The sequence below is a fragment of the Tardiphaga sp. 709 genome (assembly GCF_032401055.1).
Classification (GTDB): domain Bacteria; phylum Pseudomonadota; class Alphaproteobacteria; order Rhizobiales; family Xanthobacteraceae; genus Tardiphaga.
Window position 1 is genome coordinate 3,153,620 of the sequence record NZ_CP135529.1, and the last position, 13,600, is coordinate 3,167,219.

Annotated in this window: 10 protein-coding genes; 2 read left to right on the plus strand and 8 right to left on the minus strand. The window is 62.4% G+C overall.

Annotated elements, in window-relative coordinates:
• Positions 1-259 precede the first annotated feature (259 nt).
• Complete coding sequence (gene secA / locus RSO67_RS15465) at positions 260-3,106, plus strand: preprotein translocase subunit SecA (protein ID WP_315839548.1); 2,847 nt, start codon at positions 260-262, stop codon at positions 3,104-3,106.
• Between the two features lie 203 nt (positions 3,107-3,309).
• Here secA and RSO67_RS15470 read toward each other — a convergent pair whose 3' ends face one another.
• A complete protein-coding gene (locus RSO67_RS15470) occupies positions 3,310-4,815 on the minus strand; it encodes a murein L,D-transpeptidase family protein (RefSeq protein WP_315839550.1) in 1,506 nt (501 codons plus the stop codon).
• 399 nt (positions 4,816-5,214) lie between these two features.
• Positions 5,215-5,868, minus strand: coding sequence for a J domain-containing protein (locus RSO67_RS15475; protein WP_315839551.1), 654 nt, complete (start codon positions 5,866-5,868; stop codon positions 5,215-5,217).
• Between the two features lie 136 nt (positions 5,869-6,004).
• Between RSO67_RS15475 and RSO67_RS15480 the strand changes: the two genes are divergently transcribed.
• Complete coding sequence (locus RSO67_RS15480) at positions 6,005-6,277, plus strand: BolA family protein (protein WP_315839553.1); 273 nt, start codon at positions 6,005-6,007, stop codon at positions 6,275-6,277.
• 169 nt (positions 6,278-6,446) lie between these two features.
• Here RSO67_RS15480 and RSO67_RS15485 read toward each other — a convergent pair whose 3' ends face one another.
• The 6 genes from RSO67_RS15485 to RSO67_RS15510 all read right to left on the minus strand — a co-directional run bounded on the left by RSO67_RS15485 (position 6,447) and on the right by RSO67_RS15510 (position 13,576).
• Entirely contained in the window at positions 6,447-6,674 is a 228-nt protein-coding gene (locus tag RSO67_RS15485; RefSeq protein WP_068729526.1) for a formate dehydrogenase subunit delta, read from the minus strand.
• Complete coding sequence (fdhD, locus tag RSO67_RS15490) at positions 6,646-7,503, minus strand: formate dehydrogenase accessory sulfurtransferase FdhD (RefSeq protein ID WP_315839556.1); 858 nt, start codon at positions 7,501-7,503, stop codon at positions 6,646-6,648. Before fdhD ends, RSO67_RS15485 begins: the two co-directional genes overlap by 29 nt.
• A gap of 15 nt (positions 7,504-7,518) precedes the next feature.
• On the minus strand, positions 7,519-10,428 hold the full coding sequence (gene fdhF, locus RSO67_RS15495) for a formate dehydrogenase subunit alpha (protein WP_315839558.1): 2,910 nt from the start codon (positions 10,426-10,428) through the stop codon (positions 7,519-7,521).
• A gap of 11 nt (positions 10,429-10,439) precedes the next feature.
• A complete protein-coding gene (locus RSO67_RS15500) occupies positions 10,440-12,011 on the minus strand; it encodes an NADH-quinone oxidoreductase subunit NuoF (RefSeq protein ID WP_315839560.1) in 1,572 nt (523 codons plus the stop codon).
• Positions 12,008-12,499: a formate dehydrogenase subunit gamma gene (locus tag RSO67_RS15505; RefSeq protein ID WP_068729534.1), complete on the minus strand. Its 492-nt coding sequence runs from the start codon at positions 12,497-12,499 to the stop codon at positions 12,008-12,010. The genes RSO67_RS15500 and RSO67_RS15505 overlap by 4 nt, the downstream gene beginning before the upstream one ends.
• Positions 12,500-12,676: 177 nt before the next feature.
• Entirely contained in the window at positions 12,677-13,576 is a 900-nt protein-coding gene (locus tag RSO67_RS15510; protein WP_315839562.1) for a LysR family transcriptional regulator, read from the minus strand.
• Between the last annotated feature and the right edge of the window lie 24 nt (positions 13,577-13,600).

The window sequence follows — 13,600 nt, forward strand, 5'->3', positions numbered from 1 at the left end:
TTCGCGCCGTTGACAACCCCCCATACGGGCCATATCTCTCCCCGACCGGGCCGGTGGCGAAGGCGCGATTTCGGCCGCGCCGTGGTCATTGAACCCCTGATTGCCCTGCTCCCACTCATCTCCCGGGGTCTTGCTTTTTTGGCGCTCCGCACCGGGGTCCAGACAGCAATCCGCCACAGACTTTGGATATGACGAGGCTGGGCGACCGCTGCACCATTCCACGGCCTTCGGGCCGCATTGCTAAAGACAGGATTTCGTGATGATCGGCGCGCTCGCCCGCAAGTTCTTCGGCTCTGCCAACGACCGCCGCGTCAAGGGATATCAATCGCGTGTTGCCGCGATCAACGCGCTGGAACCTGAGGTCGCAGCGCTGTCGGACGATGCGCTCAAAGCGCGTACCGCCGAGTTCAAGGCACAGTTAGAGGCCGGCAAGACTCTCGACGATCTCCTCGTTCCCGCTTTCGCCACCGTCCGCGAAGCCGCCAAGCGCACCCTCGGCCAGCGTCACTTCGACGTGCAGCTGATCGGCGGCATGGTGCTGCATGAGGGCGACATCGCCGAGATGAAGACCGGCGAAGGCAAGACGCTGGTCGCCACCCTCGCCGTCTATCTGAACGCGCTCGCCGGCCAGGGCGTGCATGTCGTGACCGTCAACGACTACCTCGCCAAGCGCGACAGCGGCTGGATGGGTCAGATCTACTCGTTCCTGGGCCTCACCACCGGCGTGATCGTTCACGGCCTCGACGATGCCGAGCGCCAGGCGGCATATGCCTGCGACATCACCTACGGCACCAACAACGAATACGGCTTCGATTATCTGCGCGACAACATGAAGTACCGGCTGGAGGACATGGTCCAGCGCAAGCACTTCTATGCCATCGTCGACGAAGTCGATTCCATCCTGATCGACGAAGCGCGCACGCCATTGATCATTTCCGGCCCGCTCGACGATCGCTCGGAATTCTACAACACCATCGACACCTTCCTGCCCAAGCTTGAAAAGGTCATCGACTTCGAGGTCGACGAGAAGCAGCGCACCGTGACGCTGACCGAAGCCGGCATGGAGAAGATCGAAACGCTGCTGCGCGATGCCGGCCAGCTCAAGGGCGAGACGCTGTATGACGTCGAGAACGTCTCCGTCGTGCATCACATCAATCAGGCGCTGCGCGCCCACTCGCTGTTCAACCGCGACAAGGACTACATCGTCCGCGACGACGAAGTGATCATCATCGACGAGTTCACCGGCCGCATGATGCAGGGCCGCCGTTATTCGGAGGGCCTGCACCAGGCACTGGAAGCCAAGGAACACGTCACCGTCCAGCCGGAAAACCAGACGCTGGCCTCGATCACGTTCCAGAACTACTTCCGCATGTACAAGAAGCTGGCCGGCATGACCGGCACGGCGCTGACCGAAGCGGACGAACTGTTCGACATCTACAAGCTCGAAGTCGTCGAAGTGCCCACCAATGTCGGCATCGGCCGCATGGACGAGGACGACGAGGTCTATCGCACCCAGGACGAGAAGCACGCCGCCATCCTCGCCGAGATCGAGCGCGCCAATGCGCGGATGCAGCCGGTGCTGGTCGGCACCGCGTCGATCGAAAAATCGGAAGTCCTTGGCGAGTATCTGCTCAAGAACGGCTACAAGCTGATCGACTTCACCAAGCCGAAGGCGATGGACAAGCTCTACGCGGCCGCGCGTTCCGGCAAGCCGGCGAAACTGTTCGCGGTGCTGAATGCGCGCTTCCACGAGCAGGAGGCCTATATCGTCGCCGAAGCCGGCGTCCCCGGCGCCATCACCATCGCCACCAACATGGCCGGCCGCGGCACCGACATCAAACTCGGCGGCTCGGTCGAGATGCGCGCGCAGATCGAGACGGCCGAGATCGCCGACGAGGCCGAGAAGGCCGCCAAAATCGCCGAGATCAAGGCCGAGATCGAACGTTTCCGCGAGATCGTGCTGAGCGCCAAGGAAGTGGTCGAGATCGAGCCGGCCAAGGGCAGCAAGCCGGCCAAGACCGTCGAGAAGCCCGGCGGCCTCTACATCATGGGCTCCGAGCGCCATGAGTCACGCCGCATCGACAACCAGCTCCGCGGCCGCTCCGGCCGTCAGGGTGACCCCGGCCGCTCAAAGTTCTTCCTGTCGCTGGAAGACGACCTGATGCGCATCTTCGGCTCGGATCGTCTCGATACGATGCTGACGCGCCTCGGCCTGAAGGAAGGCGAAGCGATCATCCACCCGTGGATCAACAAGGCGCTCGAGAAGGCCCAGCAGAAGGTCGAAGCGCGCAACTTCGACATCCGCAAGAACCTGCTCAAATATGACGACGTGCAGAACGACCAGCGCAAGGTTATCTTCGAGCAGCGCGTCGATCTGATGCAGAACGACAGCGTCGCCGAGACCGTCAATGATATGCGCCGCGCCTTCGTCGAGGACCTCGTTACCAAACACGTGCCGGAGAACCAGTATGCCGAGCAGTGGGACGTGGCCGGCCTGAAGGAAGAGCTCAAACGCGTGCTCGACCTCGATCTTCCGGTGGACGAATGGGCCAAGGAAGAAGGCATTGCCGACGAGGAGCTGCTCAACCGTATCGAGCAGAAGGCCGACGAGCATATGGCCGCGAAGGTCGCCCAGTGGGGCCCCGACGTGATGCGCTACGTCGAGAAGACGATCCTGCTGCAGACGCTGGATCATCTGTGGCGCGAGCATCTGGTGATGCTAGATCACCTGCGTCAGGTCATCGGCCTGCGCGGCTATGGCCAGCGCGATCCGCTGCAGGAATACAAGGCGGAAGCCTTCAACCTGTTCGAGGCCATGATCTCCAATCTGCGCGAGGCCGTCACCGCGCAATTGATGCGCGTCGAGATCGTGCCGCCGGACGTGCAGCCCGAACTGCCTGTCATGGAAGCCCACAAGCTCGACTACAACACCGGCGAGGACGAAATGGCCTTCGCCAATGCGGCGTTGGCACCGATGGGCCAGCAGCAGCCCGCCGTCGCCCGCGATCCGAACAACCAGGACACCTGGGGCAAGGTCGGCCGCAACGAGGATTGCCCCTGCGGCTCCGGCAAGAAGTTCAAGCACTGTCACGGGCGGTATGCGTGAGGCGACCACCGGGTAAATCGCGAAGCCCTCTGAAATCCCTCCCCGTTCGGGAGGGATTTTTCTTTGAGCTGTTGGTTCCACACAGCCAAGCACTGCGACTGCAGGAGCTCGATGGCGTGCGACTGGTGAGTATCGTCAAACGCGTCAGCGACCACGGCGCCAATCACACGTGACGATATGTCTGCAGGGAGAGCGACGCGCGCCTAGCGCATCGCCGAGAAGCGGTCCGAAAAGGAATTCGCCGAGACCACCGGAGCTGCGCCAGACAGCACCGCGCCGGTGCCGCCGCCGGAAGCCGGAGCGGATGGTTCGGCCGACAGCGTCGGCTTAAGCGGCGGGCGCGCGGTGGCGACGAGCGGTGCGGGTGCAGCGGCCGGCTTCGCTGCAGCTACAGAAGCAGGCGTCGCAGGAGCAGGCGATGGACCAGCCTTGCTGGCGACGGCCTTCGGCTTCGCGGCCGGTGTCGGCACGGGAACGGCTGGCGCCGTAGTTGCGGTCGCGGTCGTTTCCGAGCCGCCGATACCGACCTTCTTGGCGAGATTGCTGAAGAAGCCACCATCCGACGAGGCCGACGCAACACGCGTGGAGGGCACGGCGACGACGGGTTCTTCCGATGCTGCGAACAGCGACGCCGAATAGGAGGTTGTCGCTGCAGCGGTAGCCTTCGGCGGATTGACGTGCGGCGGAATGGTGCCCGGCGCGCGCGAATAGGCAGCGGTCTGCACGCCCGGCGGCTCCGGATCCGACAGGCCGGTGGCGCCATCGGGCAGCTTAGAAGCAAAGACGCGATTCATGCCGCCGTCGATATCGGGACGGCGCTGTGCGACCGGCGTGCCCTTGGCAACCAGTTCGGCAATCTTCGCATCATCCTGTGCCTGCTTGGCACTGACGGCATCGGCGATCTCGGACGGGATCTGGTAGACCGGGCACTTGGCCGAGGCATTGAACACCAGCGGCTTGGTGGATCCTGCAGGCGCGGCCGGATCGAACACATACTTGTTCTCGCAGAACTCGACCTTCGGCTCCTGCCGCGTCACTTCGAAATGATCATAGCCCTGCTTGATCATCTTCCAGAACGGCATGTTCGGGTTGTTGCGATGCTTAGCCATGTTGACCGGCGTCATCTTGAACGGAAACGCGGCGAACTGGAACGAACGCTGCCCGCCGAAGAAGGATTCACGACCCAGCGAATAGATCTCGGCGATCTGTTCGTCGGTCATGGCAAAACAGCCGCGCGACGAGCAATCGCCATGCACCATCAACTGCGAACCGGTGCGTCCCAGCGACTTGTCGAAGGCGTTGGGGAAACCGGTATTGAACGAGAGATAGTAGGACGAGCGCGGATTCATCTGCGCCGGCGTGATCGAATAAAAACCTTCCGGTGCCTGACGATCGCCTTCCTTGACCTTCGGACCGAGATCGCCGGACCAGCGGCAGATCGGATAGGTCTTCAGCAGCGCGAACTGGCCGGAGCGATTCTGCTTCCAGACTTCGAGTTCGGCTTCCTGCTTGAACACACGGACCAGCATCGGCGACTGCAGGTCCATGTCCTTTTCAGTCATCTCGGCGACGAGCTTGGGCGGAACGGGCTGGTTGGCCTTCGCGTTGCTGGCGAGCGACATGTCTTCGCCGTTGCAGCCGGCCAGCACCACGCCTGTCGCAAGTACGACCGACGTCAGCAGCGCGCGAACAAGCGAGCGATGTTTCAAAGCCAAGCTCCGCAGCCGACAGGACGTCGACACCCCAAGGAATAAAGACAAATGAGCCCTTATTCGTACGCAAATATTAGCCTTAAGGCCCCTTGCTCGCAAGGCAACTGGCCGTGAGCAACAGGTTCCGTTCCGGCGATGGTCAACAGAGATTGAAGATCTCAGGCCGGGCGGAATTGCGGCGGTATCTGGCGGGAAGGCGAATTAAGCAGGCGGTGGTGGGTTATGCTTAATAGTTTGGCAGCACTCTCGACTTTCATGGCCGGGCTTGTTCCGGCCACCCACGTCTTTGTTCACTCGCCGCCAAAGACGTGGATGCCCGACACATCCAGCGAAGCTTGCTCCGTGCTGGCCGGGCATGACGAACATTGGCAATCGCGTGGACGATCTCGGAGTGCCTTACGAGCCCCGGACCACGGTCTTCAAGTAGTTGTAAGCCTTGATGATTTCGATCAACCGGTCCTCGGTGGAGCGGTCGCCGCCATTGGCGTCGGGGTGATGCTGCTTCACTAGCGCCTTGTACTGCGCCTTGACGTCGTCGAGCGTGGCACTGGGGCCGAGACCCATGACCTGCAGCGCCTTGCGCTCGGCATTGAAGATCTTGCGGGTCTCTTCCTTGATCGGCTGCTGCGGCTTGCGGGCCCGGCCGCGGCCCATGCCCATACCGTTCATCTCGTTGAACATGGCGAAGGGATCGATCGCGCCGTCGAGGTCGGGCTGCGCCTTAGCTTTGTCCGGAGAGCCGTTGGCACCCATCTTCCAGGTCGGACGATGGCCGGTCAGCGCGTCTTTCTGGTACTTGGCGACCGCGTCCGGGGCCATGCCCTGGAAGAAGTTGTAGCCCTGATTGTATTCGCGGACGTGGTTCAGGCAGAAGTGCCAGTATTCCTTGTCCTGCGCGCGGCCCTTGGGGGCGCGGTGCGGACCCTTGTTCTTGCACTCGGGCCATTCGCACATAATAGCTTCCTCGCGCGCAGCGGCCTGCTGCTTCGCGCTCAGCTTGTTCGGCTTGATACGGATGCTGTCGAAGAATTTGGATGAGTCGATGGGCATGGCTGACTATGACAACGCAATGCAAAAAGCTTCAAGTCTTGACATTCGGATTACCTCATTCGGCGCCTGCGCCGCACCAAGATGGTCGCCACATCGTGATTGACCATGAGCGGGGCGAACCGCTAAGCCGGCCATCATGACCATGAAAGATAACATCACAAAGAAGCTGACAGAGGCTTTCGCGCCCCTCAGCCTCGACGTGACCGATGAATCGCATCTGCATGCCGGTCACATGGGCCACCGCCCGGAGGGTGAAACCCACTTCAGGGTGAATATTGTGTCGGAGGCCTTCGAAGGGAAGAGCCGGATCGACCGCCATCGCATGATCAACGAACTGCTGACGGCGGAACTCGCGGGAACGGTACATGCGCTGGCGCTGAAACCGCAGACGCCGAAAGAAGCGGGCTAGGCTTTGCCATAGTCCTCAACGCCGTCATTCCGGGGCGCGAGCGCCACTCGGCTACCGCGAACCCGGAATCTCAGCACGGGGAGTCTCCAACAGCGCCAAGCCATGTCCAGCTTCCGGGTTCGCGTGCGTGAAGACGCGCCCACGCCCCAGAATGACGCGTGGGTTGGTCCTACTTCTTCAGCGACGCGATCGCCTCGAGGACGTTCGGCTTCAGCCCGGCGCCGCCCGCATCCAGATGTTCGAAGATCTTCTTCCGCATGCGCGGATCCCAGAACTTCTTGATGTGCTCGGCAATGCCGGCCACGGCGTGATCGTGGCCCTGGCTGTTGAAGAAGTCGCCGATCTGGTTGGCCATATAGATCAGCCGGTCAGGCGACGTCGATGTGTGGGTGTCCATGCTCTTGCCCTGATGCATCCGCGGTGACGCCGTGCTGACGCACGCGGTGCTGATGTGTGAAAACTTCGAACCCGTCGCTGCGCGCGATCGCGGCCAACGTAATGCCTGCGGCTTTCGCCATGCGGATGGCCAGCGCGGTGGGTGCCGAGACCGACACCATGAGCGGCGCGCCGATGGCGGCGGTCTTCTGCACCATCTCGACAGAGACGCGGCTGGTGAGCAGCACCATGCCCTGCCCTGCATCAACCTTGGCCTGCGCCAGCGCGCCGGCCAGTTTGTCGAGCGCATTGTGACGGCCGACATCCTCACGCAACGCGACGATGCCGTCGGCCGGCGTCCAGAACGCCGCGGCGTGCACGGCGCGGGTCTGGATGTTGACCTTCTGCAGCGGCGACAGCGTCTCCATCGCCGCCATGATCTGGTCGAAGGAGAACATGCCGCCGGGCGCGACGATGGCCGCCGGCTTAACGGCTTCCGAGATCGAGTCGATGCCACACAACCCGCAGCCCGTCGGCCCGGCGATCTGCCGGCGCCGTGCGCTGATGCTCTCGGCCTTCTCGCCTGCGAGCCACATCCGCAGCTCAACGCCATCGTCGAATTCAACGGCCTCGAAACTCTCGATCTCGTCGATCGAGGTGACCACGCCTTCGCTCAGGCTGAAGCCATAGGCGAAGTCGCGATAGTCCTGCGGCGTCCCCATCATGACGGCATAGGTGCCGCCATTATAGGTGATCGCCAGCGCGGTCTCTTCCGGCACCGCGCGCAGCCCCTCGCTGACGCCGGACTGGCGCCAGATCTTGCGGGGGGCTGAGCGAACCGGCTCGTGCATGTCTGGTCTACAGACCTACTCCGCGGCTTCCACGACAGGCATGGCGATCCGGCGCGACTGGCGGGCCTGCTCGTCATATTCCTTCTGCCACTCGGACGGACCGTTCGAGGGCGAGATCTGCACCGCCGTCACCTTGTATTCCGGGCAATTGGTGGCCCAGTCCGAGAACTCGGTGGTGATGACGTTGGCCTGCGTGGTCGGGTGATGGAAGGTCGTATAGACCACGCCCGGCGCCACGCGCTCGGTGATCAGCGCCCGCAGCGTCGTCTCGCCGGCGCGGCTCTGCAGCTTCACCCAGTCGCCGTCGCGGATGCCACGCAGCTCGGCGTCATGCGGATGCAGCTCCAGACGATCCTCTTCATGCCAGACCACATTCTCGGTGCGCCGTGTCTGCGCGCCGACATTGTACTGACTGAGAATACGGCCGGTGGTGAGCAGCAGCGGGAAGCGCGGCCCGGTACGCTCGTCGGTGGCGATGTATTCGGTGAGCATGAACTTGCCCTTGCCGCGTACGAAGCCGTCCATATGCATGATGGGCGTGCCCAGAGGCTGCTTCTCGTTACACGGCCACTGCACCGAACCAACTTCCTCGAGCTTCGCATAGGAGACACCAGCGAAAGTCGGCGTCAGCGCTGCGATTTCATCCATGATCTCCGAAGGGTGGTTATATTTCATCTCATAGCCGAGTGCCTTGGCGAATCCCAAGGTCACTTCCCAGTCCTCAAGACCATTTTTCGGCGACATCACCTTGCGGACGCGCTGAATGCGACGTTCGGCATTGGTGAAAGTGCCGTTCTTCTCCAGGAAGGTGGAGCCCGGGAAGAATACGTGGGCGTAGTTCGCGGTCTCGTTCAGGAACAGGTCGTGGACAATGACACATTCCATCGCCGACAGCGCGGCAACCACATGCTTAGTGTTGGGGTCGGACTGCAGGATGTCTTCGCCCTGCACGTAGAGGCCCATGAACGTGCCTTCGGTGGCGGCATCGAACATGTTAGGAATGCGCAGGCCCGGCTCGCTGTTGAGCTTGACGTTCCACATCGCCTCGAACTGCTCACGCACCGCATCGCCCGAGATGTGGCGATAGCCAGGCAGCTCGTGCGGGAACGAGCCCATGTCGCAGGAACCCTGCACGTTGTTCTGGCCGCGCAGCGGATTCACGCCGACGCCCGGACGGCCGATATTGCCAGTCGCCATCGCGAGGTTGGCGATCGCGATCACGGTGGTCGAACCCTGGCTGTGCTCGGTGACGCCGAGACCGTAATAGATCGCACCGTTGCCACCGGTGGCGAACAAACGGGCCGCGGCGCGTAGCTCCTTCGGATCGACGCCGGTCATGATGGCGGTGGCTTCGGGGCTGTGGTTCGGCTGCGCGACAAAGGCCGCCCAGTCTTCGAACTCGCTCCAGTCACAGCGCTCGCGGATGAAAGTCTCGTCGGCGAGGCCTTCGGTGACGATGACATGCGCCAGCGCGGTGAGCACGGCGACATTGGTGCCGGGCATCAGGGGCAGATGGTGCTGTGCCTCGATATGGGCCGAGCGGACGATATCGGTTTGGCGCGGATCGACCACGATCAGCTTGGCGCCGGCGCGCAAACGCTTCTTCAGGCGCGACGCAAACACCGGATGGCCATCGGTCGGGTTCGCACCAATGATCATCACGACGTCGGTGTCTTCCACCGAGTCAAAATCCTGCGTGCCGGCCGAGGTGCCGAAGGTCGAGGACAGGCCGTAGCCGGTCGGCGAATGGCAGACGCGCGCGCAAGTATCGACATTGTTGTTGCCGAAGCCGGCACGGATCAGCTTTTGCACGACGAAGACTTCTTCATTGGTGCAGCGTGACGAGGTGATGCCGCCGATCGAGTCCTTGCCGTATTTGGCCTGAATGCCCTTGAACTTCTTGGCCGCGAAATTGAAGGCCTCATCCCATGACACTTCCTGCCATGGATCGGTGATCTTCTCGCGGATCATCGGATTGAGGATGCGCTCCTTGTGGTTCGCATAGCCCCAGGCGAAACGGCCCTTGACGCAGGAATGGCCGCGATTGGCCTTGCCGTCCTTGTACGGCACCATGCGCACCAGCTCCTCGCCGCGCATTTCCGCCTTGAAGGTACAGCCGACGCCGCAATAGGCGCAGGTGGTCACAGCGGAGTGCTCAGGCTGGCCGATCTCGATCACGGCCTTCTCGGTCAGCGTCGCGGTCGGACAGGCCTGCACGCAGGCGCCGCAGGAGACGCATTCCGAACCCAGGAAGCTCTCGCTCATGCCCGGCGAAACGCGGCTCTCGAAACCGCGGCCGGAGATCGTCAGTGCGAAAGTGCCCTGAACTTCTTCGCAGGCGCGGACGCAGCGCGAGCAGACGATGCACTTGGAGGGGTCGTAGGTGAAGTACGGATTGGACTCATCCTTCGCCATCCAGTGATCGTTTTCGCAGGCTTCCGGCGAATTGTGGGTGTGCTTCGGGCCGGACTTGGCGAACACATGGTTCTCGCCGTCATAACCGTAGCGCACGTCGCGCAGGCCGACCGCACCGGCCATGTCCTGCAATTCGCAATCGCCGTTGGCGGCGCAGGTGAGACAGTCGAGCGGATGGTCGGAGATATAGAGCTCCATCACACCCTTGCGCAGCGCCGCGAGCCGCGCGTTCTGGGTATGAACCACGAGGCCGTCCATGGCCGGCGTGGTGCAGGAGGCCGGCGTGCCGGCGCGGCCTTCGATCTCGACGAGACAGAGGCGGCAGGAACCGAAGGCATCCACCATGTCGGTGGCGCAGAGTTTCGGAATCTGCGTGCCCATCTCCATGGCGGCGCGCATGATTGAGGTGCCCTCGGGCACCGAGACGCTCTGCCCGTCGATGGTCAGCGTGACCATCTTTTCGGACTTCGAGCGCGGCGTACCAAAATCGATTTCGTGAACGAGCGACATGTGTTGCTCCTTTACTCTGCGGCCTGAAGGCGCGATGGCGCCGGGCCGAAATCATCAGGGAAATGTTTCAATGCGCTCATCACTGGATACGGCGTGAAGCCGCCCAGCGCGCAGAGCGAGCCGAACTTCATGGTGTTGGAGAGATCCTGCAGCACGGCGATGTTCTCGGCGACGCGTTCGCCGCGGCGGATCTTGTCGATGGTCTCGACGCCGCGGGTGGAGCCGATGCGGCACGGCGTGCACTTGCCGCAGGATTCGATGGCGCAGAATTCCATCGCGAAACGCGCCTGCTTCGACATGTCAACCGTATCGTCGAACACGACGATGCCGCCATGGCCGATCAGGCCGTCGCGCTTGGCGAAGGCCTCATAGTCGAACGGCGTGTCGAACAATTCGCGCGGGAAGTAGGCACCGAGCGGGCCGCCGACCTGCACCGCGCGAACGGGCTTGCCGGTGAAGGTGCCGCCGCCGATATCATCGACGAGCTCACCCAGCGTGATGCCGAAAGCGACTTCGAACAACCCGCCGAACTTGACGTTACCAGCGAGCTGGATCGGCATCGTGCCGCGCGAGCGGCCCATGCCGTAATCCGCATAGGCCTTGGCGCCGTTGTCGAGGATGAACGGGATCGCCGCAAACGAGAGAACGTTGTTGATGACGGTTGGCTTGCCGAACAGGCCTTTATGGGCCGGCAGCGGCGGCTTGGCGCGGACGATGCCGCGACGGCCTTCGAGACTCTCCAGCAGCGAGGTCTCCTCGCCGCAGACATAGGCGCCGGCGCCGACGCGGACTTCGAGATCGAATGCGTGCGCCGAGCCGCGGATCTTGTCGCCGAGATAACCGGCGCGCTTGGCGGCGGCGATACCCGCATTCATCGCCTCGACGGCATGCGGATATTCCGAACGGATATAGATGTAACCTTTTGTGGCGCCCACCGCGATGCCGGCAATGGTCATGCCCTCGATCACCACAAAGGGATCGCCTTCCATGATCATGCGGTCGGCGAAGGTGCCGCTGTCGCCCTCGTCCGCATTGCAGACGATGAATTTGCGATCGGCTTTGGTATCGGCCACCGTCTTCCACTTGATACCGGTCGGGAAGCCGGCGCCGCCGCGGCCACGCAGGCCGGAAGTGGTGACGTCGGCAATGATGCCGGCGCTATCCAGCGTCAGCGCGCGCACGAGGCCCTTGTAGCCGCCATGCGCGATGTAATCCTCGACCGAACGGGGATCGACGACGCCGCAGCGCACAAAGGTCAGACGTGTCTGCTTCTTGAGCCACGGAATCTCCTCCGCGACACCAAGACGCAGCGCATGCGGGCCGTTTGCGACCATCGCATCGAGCACCGAAGCAACATCTTTCTCTTCGACCGGTCCGAAGGCGACGCGACCTTGCGGCGTCGCGACTTCGATCATCGGTTCCAGCCACAGCAATCCGCGCGAACCGGGGCGAATGATCTCGATTGCGAGCTTGCGCGTCGCGGCCTGGGCCTCGAAGGCAGAGACAAGTTCATCGGCGCCGACCGAAACGGCAGCAGCGTCGCGCGGAATGTAGATCTTCAGAGTTTTATCAGACGATGTCATCGCTGTGCCTCCGCGACCAGCGCATCGATGCGCTTCTCATCGAGGCGGCCAACCAGACGGCCATCCAGCATCGCCGATGGTGCTGTGGCGCAGAGCCCGAGGCAATAGATCGGCTCCAATGTAACGCGCTGATCCGCCGTCGTGTTTCCAAACTTTACACCCAATTTCGCTTCCGCGCGTGCCGCCAGTGCGTCGCCGCCAGCCGCTTGGCAGGCTTCCGCGCGGCAGATTTTCAGCACGTGCTTGCCAGCCGGCTCGTGGCGGAAGTCGTGATAGAAAGTGAACACGCCATGGACCTCGGCGCGCGACAGGTTACGCGCCAGCGCGATCATCGGGATCGCCGGCTCCGGCACATAACCGAAGGCTTCCTGCATCGCATGCAGGATCACGATCACGCCGCCTTCCACATGGGACAGGCTCTCGATGATCTCGGTGCCTCGGTCGGCACTCCAAGACTCATAAGCATTGGGCTCGTAGGCTGCGTTCATCCCGGTACTCGATTGATCTTATGACTGGAAACCAATCAAAATTGGAATCGATCCAAAGATCAATAAAGCTGTCTCATGCTGCGATACGGAAACGGTATCGACACCCGGCGAAATCGATGAATTTGAAATGGTTAGCTTGGTTGCAACGCAGCAATTACAGCGCCCGAAACGAAGGTCTTACGCCTCCAGCGACGGCGCAACCTCCCGGGCGATCTGGACCAGAGTCGCCACCAGCGGGGTCATGGGATCGCGCTGAGGCACCACGAGGCCGACGCCATAATTCACCACGGGATCGACGATCGGGATCATGCGCACCGAGTCAGTGGCGGTCAGGCCCAGCGTCTCCGCCAGCTTGGCCGGCATCACGCTGGCCCAGCGGCCGGTCTTCACATGGGTATAGAGCACGATAATCGAATTCGACGTCAGCATCGGCATCGCCTCGGCGCCGACCGACTTCAGGGCACGATCAATGATGCGTCGATTCTGCATGTCGGGGGTCAGCAGGCACAGTGGCACCTGGCCGACTTCGGACCAGGTGATACTCTTGCGATCACCGAACATGCTGTCTGGCGAGGTCAGCAGCCGGTAGCTTTCTTTATAAAGCGGGATCGAACGCACTTTGCCGAGCGGTTCATTCTCGATGTAGGTCAGGCCCGCATCGACTTCGAGATTTTCAAGCAGACCGAGCACGGCTGTGGAGGTGCAGGACACGATGCGAAACCGCACATCAGGATGCCGCGCACGAAACGGCGTCGTCAGCGAGGCGACCATGCCGAGCACCGTGGGAATTGCGGCGATGCGGATCTCGCCGGACAGACTGTCCTTGAGGCCGTTGATTTCCTGCTTCATCGCACGAGCATCGCCGACGATGCGGCGTGCCCAATCGAGCGCGCGTTCGCCTTCCGGCGTGAAACCCTGGAAGCGCGAGCCGCGCTGCACCAGCATCACGCCGAGCATGTCCTCGAGCTGCTTGAGGCTGGTGGACATGGTGGGCTGCGTCACGCCGCAAGCTTCCGCGGCACGGCCGAAATGCCGTTCCTTCGCCAGCGACAACAGCAGTTCAAGTTTTTCGATCAAGGGACGCCCCGCTCCGACCACATC